Source organism: Bradyrhizobium sp. sBnM-33 (assembly GCF_032917945.1).
In the GTDB taxonomy this organism is placed as follows: domain Bacteria; phylum Pseudomonadota; class Alphaproteobacteria; order Rhizobiales; family Xanthobacteraceae; genus Bradyrhizobium.
The window spans coordinates 4524609-4539233 of the sequence record NZ_CP136624.1 but is presented as its reverse complement, the minus strand read 5'-3'; the positions used below and the strand labels follow the sequence as shown (position 1 = coordinate 4539233).

The 14625-nt window shown below is 62.2% G+C and carries 17 protein-coding genes and 1 tRNA gene; 7 read left to right on the top strand and 11 right to left on the bottom strand.

Annotated elements, in window-relative coordinates:
* Nucleotides 1-130: 130 nt before the first annotated feature.
* The 5 genes from RX328_RS20890 to RX328_RS20870 all read right to left on the bottom strand — a co-directional run bounded on the left by RX328_RS20890 (nucleotide 131) and on the right by RX328_RS20870 (nucleotide 4955).
* A complete protein-coding gene (locus RX328_RS20890) occupies nucleotides 131-1210 on the bottom strand; it encodes a CapA family protein (protein WP_249725970.1) in 1080 nt (359 codons plus the stop codon).
* Between the two features lie 93 nt (nucleotides 1211-1303).
* Nucleotides 1304-2311, bottom strand: a complete 1008-nt coding sequence (locus RX328_RS20885; RefSeq protein WP_213245636.1) for a ribonuclease Z — start codon at nucleotides 2309-2311, stop codon at nucleotides 1304-1306.
* Nucleotides 2312-2450: 139 nt separating this feature from the next.
* Nucleotides 2451-3425: a Bug family tripartite tricarboxylate transporter substrate binding protein gene (locus RX328_RS20880; RefSeq protein WP_213245638.1), complete on the bottom strand. Its 975-nt coding sequence runs from the start codon at nucleotides 3423-3425 to the stop codon at nucleotides 2451-2453.
* 60 nt (nucleotides 3426-3485) lie between these two features.
* Nucleotides 3486-4181, bottom strand: coding sequence for an urease accessory protein (locus tag RX328_RS20875; protein WP_213245640.1), 696 nt, complete (start codon nucleotides 4179-4181; stop codon nucleotides 3486-3488).
* Nucleotides 4182-4232: 51 nt separating this feature from the next.
* Nucleotides 4233-4955: a dienelactone hydrolase family protein gene (locus tag RX328_RS20870; protein WP_213245642.1), complete on the bottom strand. Its 723-nt coding sequence runs from the start codon at nucleotides 4953-4955 to the stop codon at nucleotides 4233-4235.
* A 190-nt stretch (nucleotides 4956-5145) separates the two neighbouring features.
* Between RX328_RS20870 and RX328_RS20865 the strand changes: the two genes are divergently transcribed.
* From RX328_RS20865 to RX328_RS20840, 5 genes are all read left to right on the top strand, one after another.
* Nucleotides 5146-5406 carry a hypothetical protein gene (locus RX328_RS20865; RefSeq protein WP_312017915.1) on the top strand — a complete coding sequence of 87 codons (261 nt, stop codon included), beginning with the start codon at nucleotides 5146-5148 and terminating at the stop codon, nucleotides 5404-5406.
* Between the two features lie 375 nt (nucleotides 5407-5781).
* A tRNA-Thr gene (locus tag RX328_RS20860) sits at nucleotides 5782-5856 on the top strand.
* 142 nt (nucleotides 5857-5998) lie between these two features.
* Nucleotides 5999-6247, top strand: a complete 249-nt coding sequence (locus tag RX328_RS20855; protein WP_213245644.1) for a hypothetical protein — start codon at nucleotides 5999-6001, stop codon at nucleotides 6245-6247.
* A 194-nt stretch (nucleotides 6248-6441) separates the two neighbouring features.
* Complete coding sequence (locus RX328_RS20850) at nucleotides 6442-6864, top strand: hypothetical protein (RefSeq protein WP_213245646.1); 423 nt, start codon at nucleotides 6442-6444, stop codon at nucleotides 6862-6864.
* A gap of 356 nt (nucleotides 6865-7220) precedes the next feature.
* Entirely contained in the window at nucleotides 7221-7475 is a 255-nt protein-coding gene (locus RX328_RS20840) for a hypothetical protein (protein WP_213245648.1), read from the top strand.
* A gap of 88 nt (nucleotides 7476-7563) precedes the next feature.
* Here the strand turns inward: RX328_RS20840 and RX328_RS20835 are convergent, their stop codons facing one another.
* From RX328_RS20835 to RX328_RS20815, 5 genes are all read right to left on the bottom strand, one after another.
* Entirely contained in the window at nucleotides 7564-7803 is a 240-nt protein-coding gene (locus tag RX328_RS20835; RefSeq protein WP_213245650.1) for a hypothetical protein, read from the bottom strand.
* A 180-nt stretch (nucleotides 7804-7983) separates the two neighbouring features.
* Nucleotides 7984-8697, bottom strand: a complete 714-nt coding sequence (locus tag RX328_RS20830; protein ID WP_213245652.1) for an outer membrane protein — start codon at nucleotides 8695-8697, stop codon at nucleotides 7984-7986.
* A 323-nt stretch (nucleotides 8698-9020) separates the two neighbouring features.
* Nucleotides 9021-10058 (bottom strand): alpha/beta fold hydrolase, encoded by a 1038-nt coding sequence (locus RX328_RS20825; protein WP_213245654.1) that lies wholly within the window; start codon nucleotides 10056-10058, stop codon nucleotides 9021-9023.
* Between the two features lie 153 nt (nucleotides 10059-10211).
* Nucleotides 10212-10634 (bottom strand): hypothetical protein, encoded by a 423-nt coding sequence (locus tag RX328_RS20820; RefSeq protein ID WP_249725971.1) that lies wholly within the window; start codon nucleotides 10632-10634, stop codon nucleotides 10212-10214.
* 214 nt (nucleotides 10635-10848) lie between these two features.
* Entirely contained in the window at nucleotides 10849-11121 is a 273-nt protein-coding gene (locus RX328_RS20815; RefSeq protein ID WP_213245656.1) for a His-rich protein BRANT, read from the bottom strand.
* Between the two features lie 261 nt (nucleotides 11122-11382).
* Here RX328_RS20815 and RX328_RS20810 point away from each other — a divergent pair, with 261 nt between their 5' ends.
* On the top strand, nucleotides 11383-11916 hold the full coding sequence (locus tag RX328_RS20810; protein ID WP_213245658.1) for a tetratricopeptide repeat protein: 534 nt from the start codon (nucleotides 11383-11385) through the stop codon (nucleotides 11914-11916).
* Between the two features lie 147 nt (nucleotides 11917-12063).
* Here the strand turns inward: RX328_RS20810 and RX328_RS20805 are convergent, their stop codons facing one another.
* The gene (locus tag RX328_RS20805) at nucleotides 12064-13650 is read right to left on the bottom strand and encodes a S10 family peptidase (protein ID WP_213245660.1); all 1587 of its coding nucleotides are present in this window, start codon (nucleotides 13648-13650) and stop codon (nucleotides 12064-12066) included.
* A 292-nt stretch (nucleotides 13651-13942) separates the two neighbouring features.
* Between RX328_RS20805 and RX328_RS20800 the strand changes: the two genes are divergently transcribed.
* On the top strand, nucleotides 13943-14614 hold the full coding sequence (locus RX328_RS20800) for a hypothetical protein (RefSeq protein ID WP_213245662.1): 672 nt from the start codon (nucleotides 13943-13945) through the stop codon (nucleotides 14612-14614).
* The last annotated feature ends 11 nt before the right edge of the window (nucleotides 14615-14625 follow it).

Sequence of the window (14625 nt, the reverse complement as noted above, 5' to 3'; positions counted from 1 at the left end):
AAGCATCGGGCCAGAACGCAGCCTAGCTCGGCGCGATCAGTGAGAAGATCGGAATGAAGCCTCAAGGAAGGGCGCAGACGTCAGCGTTCGCAGGTGGTCCGCGTCGCGCCGAAAGCGGGCGCGAGCAGGGTTAGGGCCCTGCCCGAGGCCCGATAACGACAAGCTGCCGTTCGGAATCAGGAATGATCCTCGTTCCGAACTGCTGACATCTCCCATCCAGTGTCTGCTGGATCCATTCGATATCCTGCTGTGCTGGAATGCAGAGACGAAAGTTCTTGATCTGCAGGGGAACCAGTTTGAGCGCTTGGAGGCTTCCGCTGGCCGGATCCAGGTCGGCGAAATACATCAAGGCAAGGTCGTCACGGTAGCGCTCGTAACCACTGATGCCTTCATAGTCATTCAGGAAATCACCGCAGCCATAGAGAATGAGGCGGTCTCGATAAATTTCGATCGCTCGCGGATGATGCGAGGAATGCCCGTGAACGATCGACACGCCTGCCTTGTCGATGAGAGCCCGGGCCAAAGCTTTCTGCTCACGGGGAATGTGATATCCCCAATTGGATCCCCAATGGATTGAAACGACGACGAGATCGCCCGGCCTCCTGAGCGCCATGATCTGGTCGGCGACCTCCCACGCACTCGCCTCGGACAAGTCAGGCAGTAAGTTGACGCCTGGCGCGTCTGACGTCGCAGCCCATTCGAGCGGGATGCCGCTAGATGTCGACCCAAACGAAAAGATCAGGAGCCTCGCTTTGCCAAGGTTCAGCACCGCGGGTGCGCGCGCTTCATGATCGTTGCGCCCCGCGCCCGTTACCTTGACGTTGAGTTTTTGCAGAGTAGCCAGCGTCTCCAGCAGGCCGGCGCGGCCCCAATCGAGCACATGATTGTTGGCCAATACGCAGCAGTTGATCTCGGCCGCCACGAGACATTCTGCATTTTCGGGGCTCATGCGGTAGTTGATGCCCTTGTTCATGCGGTCGTTGCTGCGGGTCACTGCCGTTTCGAGATTGCTGATCCGTGCGTCCGGCTGCATGCGCTCCAACTCGCCCAGCGCAGCGCCCCAAACGTAGGACGGCCCGTTTTGCCGCGGAATGGGCCCGTTCGCCTGCTCGGCAAGCAGCACGTACCCCTCCGCCGATCGCACATAATGTTCGTAAATCTCGGGTCTGCAGGGGTGCGCCAACACCTGGTCGATGCCGCGGCCGCACATGACATCTCCGCATAGAAAGAGCCGCACCAATTTCGGATGCCCAGCCGGTAACTGTCTTTCCTCGAGCATGAAAATACCGCTCAGGTTTTTGCGTCAGATGTGGAATCCCTGAATGCCGTCATCACCTCGGCCAGCATCCGCTCCTCCTCTCCCGCATAGCGCGGAGAGAAATGAAACGGCTCGACACGGCGCACATTGGCTTCCCGCGCTTATTTCTCCGGCAGCCGTCGTTGTAAGATGGGCCCGGTCCCTCGCCAATGCGGCATCTGTGCCTGCGAATGCCGCCTCAATGAAGAGGATGTCCGCATTCTGAACGAGCGTCACGATGGCGGCGCGATTGGCTGGCGTGTCGGCAACATCGGTAACGTAAGCAATTTTCTGGCCGGCAGTGACAGTCAGGAGGTCACGCAGATTGCCGAGCGGCTCGAGGCGACCGTCTGAAGCCGCCGCCCCATCGATCCGTATCAAATGATCGTCCGGCCGGCCTTCCACAACCGCCTGCTTGAGCCACTGCAACCACGGACCGACCGGAAGCCCGCGCTCGGATAGTCGATTCTTCCAAACGTTGACATGAGCCGCCTCCTGCAGGGCAAAGCCCAGGCAGGGCGTGCCATGCTCGAGGATCGCGGCTGAGACGCGGCAGGTCGGCTCGTCAGATAGGACACCGTCAAGAATTGTCTTCGACACCGGCGGTTCCGCGGCAAAAGCCCTCTTCAACCGGAACTGCCTGGTCGAGATGGAGTTCGGCGCCTCAACTTCGCTGACAACGAAGACAAGGTCGGCGCCGTAGCTCTCGACCAGATTCCATTGATAGGCCTGAAGCTTGTGAAAGACGCGCTCGGCAAAGCCGGCCGGGCCGTAAAGATGTACAGTTTTCTCCTGTCCTACGAGCAAACGGAGCAGATGATCGAAGCCAACGAAGTGATCGATATGCGCATGCGAGACGAAGATCTTATCGACGCGTCGCAGCTTCCGCGGCGACAGTGAAGTGATTTCCCCGAGATCAAACAGCACGCTGTCCGTTTTGAACAGTGTCTCCACATAGACCGTCGGGTCGCCGTAGCGACCGTTGACCAGGCTCGGATGGAAGATCGGTCGCATGACAAACTATGCAGCAGGTTTTTCACGCGGCTTGTTCGTCACTCTACCTTCACTGCCCAAGGAACCCTCCTGTGGTGTGCCAGCTTGATTTCTGGTCAATGCTCCATGAGTTTCCGGTACCACTTTTGCGGATCATGCTCTAATTCGTGATCTTGTACCCCGTCTCCTTCACGATCGGCTGCCAGAAGGCGGTATTGGCAGCGAGCTCCTTCGTCAGGGCTTCGGGCGTCGAGCCGACCGGGATCAGGCCGATGGCTGAAAGCTTTTCCTTGACCTCCGGCTTGGCGAGCGCGGTGGCAACTGCCCCGCTCAGCTTTTTCGCAAGATCCGGCGAGGCGCCGGCCGGCAGCCACATGCCGTACCAGGCGTCCGCCACCAGATCGACCCCGCTCTCTCTCAGCGTCGGCGCGTCGGGCAGGAACGGCGAGCGCTGCGCGCTGCCGACCGCGAGAATCCGGACGTTGCCCGCGCGATGCTGCGGGATGGCATCGGTCAACGTGGAAATCGCGAACGGCATGTGGCCGCCGACGAGGTCGTTGATGATCGGCGCGCTGCCGCGATAGGCCACGCGGGTCAGCTTGACGCCCAGCGCCTGCTCGAGCCGCGAGCCGGTAAAGTGCGGAATGGTGCCGTTGCTGGGCACGCCGAACGTCGTCTTGTCCGGATTGGCTTTCAGCCAGGCGACGAATTGCTTGAAATCCTTGACCTCGGCGGGGACGGCGGTACCGACGAAGACACAGAATTCGAACCGCACGAGTTGGCTGGCCGGAACGAAATCCTTCGCCGCGTCGAAGCTCGGCGTGGTCTCGACCATCGGCAAGAGATACATCGTCGGCCCCGTGGTGACGAGGACGGTGGTGCCGTCGGGATTGGCCCCCTTCACCGCCTTGATGCCGATCAGCCCGTCGCCGCCGGTGCGGTTCTCGACGATGATGTTGCGATCGAGCAATGGGCTGATGTGCTGCGCCAGCAGCCGGCAAAGTGCATCCCCGCCGCCGCCGGCCGCAAAAGGAAAGATGATCTTGGTCAGCGGCCCGGCCTGCGCGAATGCCTTGCCCGTTATCGCCGCCAGCGAACATACGGCGCTTCCGGCCAGAAAATCTCGGCGCTTCATTCCATTTCCTCCAAACACTTTATAATTATTGTCGGCCCCTAACGCTGAGACGATGCCGCGTCAGGCCAGCACCGTCTCGACTACCGTCATAATTCCGATCGCGATCGTGGTAAGCCCCACCGCCCCTTGCAAGCCGCGATTGGCCCAGGTGAGCCAGCGGGCGGAGACCGCAAGCGGCACTGCGATCGCCGTCGACAGCGCGCCCATGCCGATCATCGAGCCGACGCCGAACAGCGCGATATAGCCGAGCCCGACGGCAGCGCTGGACGCCTGCGTGACCGCGAGCACCAGAAGTGCGGCCGAGCCCGCCATGCCGTGCATCAAGCCGACCAGCAGGGTGCGCCAGCGGAAGCCATGTTCGTGGATGTGGGCGGCGCGGGCATGCGGCGCGGTTTCGCCGGTATGGCTGTGGGCATGGAAATGCACCGTGCCGTCATCGTGGCCGTGCTGGTGAAAATGCACGCGGTCGCGCCACAGCCGCCACAGCACATGGGCGCCGAGGCCGACCAGCACTATGCCGACAGCGGTCTCCATCGGCCGGGCAACGTCGTCCGGGATCGCGCGGCCAAGCAGGATCGCCGCGCCGGCAAAGACGAACAGCGTCAGCGTATGGCCGAGCCCCCAGGTCAGCCCGTGCTTGACGATATCGGCGACACGGCTGCGGCGCGCGGCGATGCTGGAGACGGCGGCGATGTGATCGGCTTCGAGCGCATGCTGCATGCCCAGCAAAAACCCCAACCCCAGAATTCCGAACATACGCCCCCTGCTCGCTAGCCTGTTTGATAAAATACCAGTTCGAAGCCTTTGTCAGGTCAACACTTCATCGAACAGGCTCCGCATCGATGCCCAGGAGCGGCGGTCGGCCTGCTCGTTGTAGAGCGCGGCGCGCATGATCGAGCCGTCCGCGGCCGGGTTGGTGAAACCGTGCAGCGTGTTGCCGTAGGAGATAACCTGCCAATCCTTCACCTCGCCTGTGCGCATCTCATTCTCGAAATCAGCCACCTGATCCGGCGGCGCCAACGGGTCGTCTACCCCGGTGCAGACCAGCACGCTCGCTCTCACCCGGCCCGGCTGCGCCGGCATTTTGGTCGCCAGCACGCCGTGGAAACTGACGACTGCCTTGAGGTCCGCGCCTTCGCGAGCGAGCTCCAGCACCACCGACCCGCCAAAACAGAAGCCGATCGCCGCCAGCCTCCGGGGATCAACCTGCGGCAGCGCGGCCAGCGTTTCGAGCGCGGCACGCCCCCGCGCGCGCAGCTTCTCCGGCTCGGCGCGAAGCCCGCCCACCAGCGCGGAGACTTCCTGCAGGTTGACTGCCTGCCGACGGTCGCCGAACATATCAGCGGCCAGCGCCACATAGCCGAGACCGGCGAGCCGGCGCGCGCGCTCCATGGCAAATTCTCCGAGCCCCAGGCCCTCGTGAAACACCAGCACGCCCGGTCGCTTTCCGACCGCATTCTCGTCAATTGCAAGATAGCCGCGCAGATTGAGCTCGTCGCAGCGGTAGTCGACATCGCGCGGCTGAATCAAGTTCCCGATCCTTCAAATGATAGGCTGCCGGAACTTCACACCGGTTTGGGGATCGCACAACCGAAATCGAAGAGTCCGGCGCCTTCCCGTTGCTCGGCATCACGCCGGTTTGACTCAACCTGAATGCGAACACCGGAACGACCGGCAGCTGGGGCGCTTAGCCCGCATCACCAGCAACGGAGTACCCCCGATGACAAAATCCGGAATTCTCGCCGCCGCCGCGGTGCTTGCGTCCGCGCTCACTAGCCCCGCCACCGCGCAGGAGGTCATCCAAAATCCCGGCTATTGCGCGCAATTTTATCCGAACGCCAACTGCCAGAACAAGGGACCGGGAAATCCCTATACCGGCAGCTACCAGCGGCAGGTCTATCGCGATCAGGCCTATCGGGATCGCACTTATCGGGATCGCACTTATCGGGATAGCACCTGGCGTAACAGCTATAACCGCTAAGACAGCGGCTTCTGGCCAGGCGACGTCGTGGCCGGAGTCGTCGGCGGGGCGGTGGGCACCGCCGCAGCTATCGCGAGCTCTCCAGTTGCCGCCGCGAGGGCCCCGATCGGCGGCGACCAATACGCCCGGCGCAACGGCTTCGTCTGCACCCCCGGCTCCTGGTTCCGCGGCGATGACGGCCGCAGGCATATCTGCCAATAGAACAGTGCAAATCGAGTCCGGGAAAAGGCAGCTGAAAGGCCGCATTTTTCATGCCTCGGGTGCGCTGGCGCGGTTCTTGATGTTCTGGCCCTTTGCGACCAAGTCTGCTATTCGAGCCGCCGAAGATCGGCCCATGCGGCGGGTATTTTCGCTGTCCAACGATCCCTTCAATTCGCCGGTTTAGCTCAGCGGTAGAGCAGCGGTTTTGTAAACCGAAGGTCGGGAGTTCAATCCTCTCAACCGGCACCATTTATTTGCTTGCGGCCCCGACTCCGAGCGACGGAAAACGAGACGCTAGCCGAATCCTGCAATCCGCCGGTGCGGAGCATTGTGCACGGCCGCCGCTCGATCTGAGCCGGAACCAAACCTCCTCCGCACACGTTTTCGACGCATGAGAATTCGCGAAGAAAACTGCAACATGGTGTTGCTCGCTATTGTCGCGTGTTTCAGTGTGGCGATTGCAGGTGGCGCTACGCTGCTTGGGTTCGACGACAAGCCAGTCCGATTCGCCGACCGGACAACCGCCGGCGTCGAGCGTTCGCCTTCGCCCGACAAGCGGATCATCTACGTCGGCGACCAGCCGCCGGTACGCATGATCGGCGCGCCCTTTGTCCCGAACACCAATCCCCGCGAACGCTAGATCCCGATTCGCGACCACGCTTGCGGGACACAATCACCTGACGCGCACCTGACGGGCCATGTGTAGTTCGCGGGACGAACTGTCACCGTTTTGTCACCCCGCGCGCAAATGAGCGGCAGTTATCCCCAGTTACCTCCCCGACCGCTTGATTCCACAAAAGCCGTTTGGTGGAATGGCTTGGGCCGAGGTGTCTCATGAAATGGATGAGGGAACGCGATCTCCTGATCGCGCAAACGATGGCGTTTGTTCAATCGGTGACCGGCAAGCCGCCGGAGGCCGAGAAGACGGTCACGACGTCAGTCACCCTCCTCTCCGTCGAGGGATCCGAGCCCACCTGTGAGGCCGCGCCGCTTTCTGACATCAAGGCGCTCCTGGCGCAGACGATGCCCCTTACCCCGGCGCCAGAGGAAGCGTCGAGGGAAATAGCGAGGCTAACCCCTCTTTCGCGTCCTGACCTGCGGGACGACTTCCAGTCCGAAATCAAGGCGCGGGTCGCGAATTTCCGTGCCCATCAGGAGCGGTTCAACCGCGAGCGCGAAGCCTATTGCAGCGCGACCATGGCAAAGGTGCACGCTGCGCTCCGGGAAGGCGAGCCGCCGGCACGGCCGGCGAAGTAGACCCCAAACACCTTGCTGCGTTCTCCTGCCCGCCTCGATGTTCAGAGCCAGGCATAGACCAGCGCCATGTTGGCTGCGCAGGCAGCCAGCAGGCAAACGGTCAGCGTGAGTTGGACACGCTCGCAGGAGGTCTGGAGGCTCGTTCTCATGGCCGGAAACATCCGGCGATTCTGGCGACTGAGTCTCGGGGATTCTTTTTTCGGGAATTTACGGCTCGTTAAAGACTCAGAGACTCCACGAAAATGGGCCGAAACGAGCCAAATTGCTCCCGAAACAGCCTGTGGAATGGCCGCATGGCAGCCAAGCCTGAAACCCGCCCGCCGCCTTTGCGTTGACCGTTTTTACCGGAGCTAACAATGCCCTACGCGCTGTTCTCGAACGATGCCAAGCTGAGCAAAGCCTATCCGACCGCGGCCGATGTCTGGAAGATCGCCCAGAAGAGCGGCCTCGTCGTCGATGTCGTTTCTGGACAGGACAACAGTAGCCCCCGTCCGGTGCTGGATCATGACTACGAGATCAGGCCGTGCCAGCTCGAGCCGCATGAAGACCCCGCCCGAAACAAGGCCGACGCCGAGCGCGAAGCGCAGACGGAATTGCAATTAGCGTCGTAAGGCCCGCCGTCAAACGGCCGGGCACACGACAGGTCCCGGCGAACGGATCCCGTTCGCCGGGACGACATCTGAGACAGAAAGTCGGATCCTACGGCGTCGCCGAGACCAGTGATGCCTGTTCCGAAGCAAGGGTCACGCAAGCCTTGCGCCGCTGCAGTCCCCTGATCGCACCGGTTACCTTGCGCACCTTGCCGACCCCGCACGAGGGATCCTGCACGAAGGCGACTTCATAGGGAGCAAGAATAAGCGGTTCGGATTTCAGGACAGTTTGAGCAAGGCACGGAGACGCCGCTGCGGAAAAGATCAGCCCTAACGCAAAAACACGCATGTTCGTTGTCCCACCAGCCGGCCGGCACCATAATATCGGATCGTGACGAAAAGTTGCATGCACCGCGAAATTTTTTTCGCGCCCGCCAAAAAATCACCGGCGCGCGCTCGCCTCGATATTCCCCAAACAAAAAGGCCGGCGTGAAGCCGGCCTTTACATGTGTCGATACCAAGGCCGGTATCAGTATTTGCCAGCAGCAGGGCCGCCCCAGCCGAACCGGTAGTTCACGCCGACCTTGGCGGTGTGTTCGTCGTTGCGGAAGCTGCGGCCGGTGATGTCGGCGGGACCGGACGTGAAGGTGGTGTCGCCGAAATTGTAATACTGGTACTCGGCCTTGGCCGACCAGTTCGGGGCAAACATGTATTCGAGGCCGCCGCCGACCGTATAACCGTCCTTCTCGTTGCCGTTGGTGGTGAAGCCCGCGGGCACGCCGGCCACCGATACTCCGAGATCGTTGCCGTTGCGCCAGGCGTAACCGCCCTTGGCGTAGAGCAGCGTCGGACCCCAAGTGTAGCCGATCCGCCCGGTTACCGAGCCGATCTGATCAGTGTTGGAGGTCACGAGCGTCCCGCCCGGAAACAGCACGCCATTATTATTGTTGTTGGGCAGCCAGCTATACTGGGCTTCGGCGCCCAGCACCCAGTTCGGCGCGAACTGATAGTCGAAGCCGCCCTGCACGCCGCCAAGGAAGCGGGCATCGCTGCCCTGCAGGGAGCTGTCGCCCGCAAAGGCGCCGCCGACATGCCCGCCGATATAGAATCCGGTCCAATTGTAGACGACTTGAGGCGCCGTATAGGCAGGCGCCTTGGTGTACGGCCGGGGCGGCATGTCGGCCGCAAAAGCTGGAGCCGCCATGACGGCCAGCGCGGCAGCCCCGAGCAGTAACTTCTTCATCTGACTTCCCCGTTAGGAACGCTTGCGGATACCAATCCAAACAACGTGACTTCATTTAGGTTGCTTTGCGGCAAACGCCCGCGACCGGATGGCGCGCCACTGTGACGGCACAGCAACAAAGCGTTTTAGTTCCCTCGCACGTCAGGCTTTTTCCCCGGTTAAGGAGGTGATCTCCCCGCTTAGCTGGTGTCCGGGATGACTAAGGCAAGGTTCAACCATCGCCGAAAAGTGATCCGATTTCGTTCACGGTTCCGTACCGAGAAACCAGAAGACGGTTCCCTGCCGGCAGCCGTCGCGGCTGCCGGCAGCAACGCCGTCAGTCTTCAAGAGCGAACCACTTCGACGACGGCCTCGGCAAAGGCCTGCGGTGCTTCCTGCGGCAAGTTGTGCCCGATCCCGCCGGTGATGAGACGATGCGCGTATCTGCCGGAAAACTTTTTGGCGTAAACCTTCGGGTCCGGATGCGGCGCGCCGTTGGCGTCGCCTTCCAGGGTGATAGTGGGTACGGTAATCACGGGAAATTCGGCCAGCCGTTTTTCGAGCGCGTCGTATTTGGCCTCGCCCGGGGCGAGACCAAGCCGCCAGCGATAGTTGTGGATCACGATGGCGACATGGTCGGGGTTGTCGAAGGACGCCGCGCTGCGTTCGAAGGTGGCGTCGTCGAAATTCCATTTCGGCGAGGCAAGCTGCCAGATCAGCTTGGAAAACTCGCGCCGGTATTTTTCGTAGCCCAACCGGCCCCGCTCGGTCGCAAAATAATACTGGTACCACCACTGCAGCTCAGCCGATGGCGGCAGCGGTTTTGTGTTAGCTTCCTGGCTGCCGATCAGGTAGCCGCTGACCGAAATCAGCGCCTTGACGCGCTCCGGCCAGATCGCGGCGACGATGCCGGCAGTTCGGGCGCCCCAGTCAAAGCCAGCCACCACCGCTTTCTCGATCTTCAGCGCATCCATCAGCGCGATGACGTCGGTGGCGAGCGCGCCCTGCTGGCCGTTTCGCGGCGTATCGCCTGAGAGAAAACGCGTCGTGCCGTAACCACGCAGATACGGCACGATTACCCGGAAGCCTGCCGATGCCAGCACGGGAGCCACGTCAACGAACGCGTAGATGTCGTAGGGCCAGCCGTGCAGAAGGATGGCAACGGGACCGTTGGCGGGCCCGGCTTCGGCGTAACCGATATTGAGGACGCCGGCATCGATCTGTTTCAGCGCAGCAAACGAGGTGTGGGCGCCCGGCCTGCCCGCGCCTGGGTCGCCTGACTGCGCGAACAGAGCCCCGCTCATGGCGAACGGGGTGGCCGCAAGCGTAGCTGCCGCAGCGCCGAGGAAGCGGCGACGGTCAGGCGTGATGGGATGGGACATTAGTCTTCTCCGTTTTGCATCTCATGCGATTATATCGCGCGCGATATAAGATGCCTCGCGGGACCGCGTCAACCCTTCCGATATAATCGGATGCGATATACATGAGTGCGAAGCATCACACTCTCGTGTGGAGCTCACAGCACGCGCGCGAATCTAGCGCGTCAGTTTCTCCAGTTCCGGAAATGGCGCGTAGGCCAGCCCCGCGCAGGGCTCCGCCGCGTTTTCGATGATGCGGTCGAGCCGGCCGTCGACAAAAAGGATGGCGCGTTCGCGCGGCTCGCGGTAGCCGCCGTCGGATTCGCGCGGGCTGAATCGGAGACAGACGACATAGCGCAGCCGCCCGCCGACGACGCGCTCGATCGGCTCGGCCATTACGGCGCCGCGTACCCCGACGGGGTCGTTGAGGTAGGTCTTCAGGAACGCCAGCACTTCGGTGCGGTAATTTTTCGGAAAAGGCTGGCTGGAGACGCCTCGATCGTCGGTAAACGTGATCGGCTTGCTCTCGTCGCTTGCGGCGCAGGCCGACAGCGCGACTGGCAACAGCACCATTGCCGCAATTTTGACTGAACTTCGCAAGCGAAATGTTTCCCCCGCCCCGTTGTTGGCCGTCTCTTAGACTGCCCGGCGGCGAAATGGAATTCGCATCTCGGTTACCGTCCCGAACAGATCGAAGCAGCACCAGCCCACGGCCATCGGGGAAGCAATGGCACGTGGGCTGGTCCGATATCCGCCGACGCGTGGGCAATGGGGAAGCAAAGCGCGCCGACGGATCAGATTCGATCGCGCTGGTTCAACTGCGCTTGGCAGCCGGCGCGGCGGGCTTGACCGCGGCCCGCGTCTTCGAGAGGCCGACCTGCTTCTTGTGGCTCTGATGCCGATAGTGCTTGTGATGGCGGCCTGCATTGGCGTTCAACGCCTTCGATTTTCCGTGATCGGCCTTGGTGACCGGGTCCTGCGTGCTCTTGGTCACCGGAGCTTGCGCGGTCTTGCCCGCGGTGCCGGCAAGCACGGGCGCGGCGAGAACGGACACGGCAACGAGCGCTGCAGAAATGGTCTTGAGCATGGCTGTCTCCTCTTCCGTGGGGACCTGCGGGTTCTCCGGTCCCGAATGGCCGGGCTCGCCGATCGTGCGTGCGAGGTTAGGCACGGCGCGCTGAACCCCTGCTGAAGCAGACTTTTCGACTCCATTCATCTGAATGACATCTTCGTGGCAAAGCAAAATTGAGAAAATCGAGGTGCACGGACCGGAATGTTCGCGGCTGCCGGGTGTTCACATCAGCGACCTTCAGTGTAGGATCGCCGAACCGGCCATCAGGAGAGATGCATGAATAAATTAGCGATCAGGCTTTTGACTCTCGCAATATTGTCGCTCACGCTCGCAGCAGCCCCTGTCGTTTCCGTCGTCTACGCAGCACCCGACAACGATCCGCCGCCGCCGCCGAAGAAGAAGAAATCCAGCGAAGCCCGTCCGGGCAGCGAACGAACTGCATTCGCCGACGGCTATCGCGCTGCTTACGCCGCGATCTACGAGCGCCACGACTATGCGTCGGCGATCGAGCAGTTGAAGGCGCTCGGCCGTGACGACTCGGCCGCCGTCGCCAATCTGATCGGCTATTCCTATCGCAAGCTCGGCGACTACAAGGTCTCGCAGATCTGGTACGAGCGCGCGCTGAAAGCCGATCCGAACCACGTCAAGACCTGGCAGTATTACGGCCTGTGGCAGGTCGAACAGGGCAACCGCGATCAGGCGCAATATCACCTGAACCGGATTGCGCAGCTCACCGGCACCTCAAGCGAGGAATATCGCTCGCTCGCCGCCGCGCTTGAAAAGCCGCCGGGGACGGGATTGGTGTACTGAGGCGTTAGTCTCTCCACGTCATTGCGAGGAGCGTAGCGACGAAGCAATCCATCTATCCGTTATGCCGCGATATGGATTGCTTCGCTTCGCTCGCAATGACGAATGGCAACCGGCGCGGCTCACCACTGCGCCGGTTTTGTTTGAGCGCTACTTCATCACCTTCTCAACTTCTGCGCGGAATGCCTGGCGCGCGCCGTCGCGCGAGTAGAACATGTGGCCCCCAGGATAGACGACGAGCTTGACGCGATCGGGGCTGACATAGGCCGGCAACTGGTCGAGAAGGACCTTGGACGCGAAATAGGGCGTGGCGAGATCGAACAGTCCGTGACCGACCAGCAGTCTCATCTTCGGGTCGAGCGCGAGAATCTGGCGTAGCTGTGAAATCGACTCGGCCGGCCCACGGCCGAAATCCCAAGAGCGGTTCACGCTCTCGCTGAGTAGCTGGTACGAACCATCCGGCCGCCAGTTGAGTTTGCGGGTAGTGAGTTCAACCGCGGCGCTGGTCAACGGTGCCATCAGCGAATCGCCGGATGGATCGCCGAAATGCGCTGAATTCGAATCCGGATAGGGATCGAAGCCCATGACCGAGCCGTCGTAGCGCCCGGTCACCCTGCCGTTGCGGCGGTCGAATTCCCTGCGGAATTCTCCGACTTCGAAACGACCCGCGAGCCTGCGGCTCACGGCCTGATCGATGCCGGTCAGCGCCGCCACCTTGTCGGCGAGCCGCGTGGCGGCTTGTGTGTCCGCCTGCCCCTTGATGAGGTCGGTGAGAAATTCGCCCTGCGCGTAGCGTTCGACGTCGGCGAGATCGGCGCGCGTCAGCGGCGCCCCTCTGGCTTCCCTCACCTCACGCGCCACCGCCGCCATGCTCGGCAGCGTATAACTGTATTTCAGCAGGCTAGAGCCGGAAAAATCGCGGAAGTCGAGCAAGGGTGAAACCAGAATCAGCCCGCGCACACCGACGCCCTGCTGCGTCTGCAGATTGCGGACGATCTTCGGCCCGCGAATGCCGCCATAGCTCTCGCCGGCGACGAATTTCGGCGACGATAGACGGTCGTACTTCTCCAGCCAGCGCCGGATCACGAGCGCAATCGAACTGACATCGCCATCAACGGAAAGGAATCGCTTCCGCACGTCGTCGCCTGACGCGACGAAGCGGCTGTAGCCAGTGCCAACGGGATCGATGAAGACGAGATCGGTGAAGTCGAGCCAGGTCTCGGCATTGGGCAACAGATCGGGAGTGGCTGACGAGACCGCGCCATCGCCGCCGATCTGCAGTCGCCACGGCCCGGCAGCGCCCAATTGCAGCCAGGCCGAGGACGCGCCTGGCCCGCCGTTGAACAGAAACGTCACCGGCCGGCTTGCGCGATCGGCGCCGTCGAGCTGGTAGGAGGTATAGGCGATATCGGCCTGCGGCTCGCGCTTGTCGTCGAATATGCGGATCGAGCCGGCGGTGGCGGTGAAGTTGAGCGTGCGGCCGGGCAGTGTCAGCGCTTGCTGGGTAGTGGAATCCGGCGGCAGGTGACGCTGTTCGGCTGTCGGCGATGGCGTCGCGGCGGGGCCCCGCCCTGCTCCGCCCTTCTGGCCCGGCGGAGACGACGATGGCGTCGCTGCGGCGGGCTGCTGCGAAGTCGGCGAACTCGCCTCCTCGGCACGTACGCCGGTCGCGCAACAGAGGACCAGAATCGCGGCGGCCAGACGCATGGGACGCGTTGGCATAAAACGAAAAGTCATGCCGTTTACTCCTGCGCTCGCGATCAGTCAGGGCCTGCCAATCTGCCCGGACACTGCGACAGCGCAGTGTTGGTACACAAGGGCAGGAAACCCGCGGAAATCACAATCCCGACAGTATCGCGTGAGAGGATCGGGATGCCCTACGACGCTGCGCCCGATGGTTGTCCTCGGCGGCCGTTAGGTGATATCGGTCGGTTCCGCTGGCCTACGGGCCAGATATTTTGATCTATCCATGAAACCATTCGGGCGCTGGCGCGACTAACGAACCTGCGCTTTTTTATGGGGTGTTAGAATGAAACGTTCGATTGCTGTTTGTCTCGGCCTGCTGGCGCTGGCTTCTCCGGCGGCCGCAGATTCGCCGGCCGCGGTGGTCGAAGAAATCAAGGGCAAGGTCACCGGCGCGGAATTCATGGACTATGTGACGCCCAAGGCTGTGATCAAGATCGGCGACGGCGGCTCTGTCATTCTGAGCTACCTGAAGTCATGCCGGCGCGAGACGATCAGCGGCACCGGCACCGTTGTCGTCGGCACCGAGGAGAGCGCCGTTCACCTCGCCGAGGTCAAGGCCGAGAAGACGAATTGCGATGCCAACCAGGCCAACGTGACCACGCGGGAGACCAGCGGCGTCGCCGCAACCGTGCTGCGCAGCGTCGACAGCAAGAAGGCGGCTTCCTTGCCGCAGCCGCAGCTCACGCTTTACGGCGCCTCCCCGCTGGTGGAAGCTAAGGGACGCGGCAAGTTGATCATTCGGCGTCTCGACGCGGCGGGCGAGCGTCAGGAGATTAGTCTCGGCGGCACCCAGCTCAAGGGACGGTTCCTCGATTTCGCCAGCGAGAACGTCGCGCTGGCCCCCGGCGGCCTCTACGCCGCTTCATTCAAGTCATCGCAGATCGTGTTCCGGGTTGATGAGCAAGCCAAGCCCGGCGCGACGCCGATCGTCGGCCGTCTGCTGCGGATGGAATAGGCGTGCCGGAC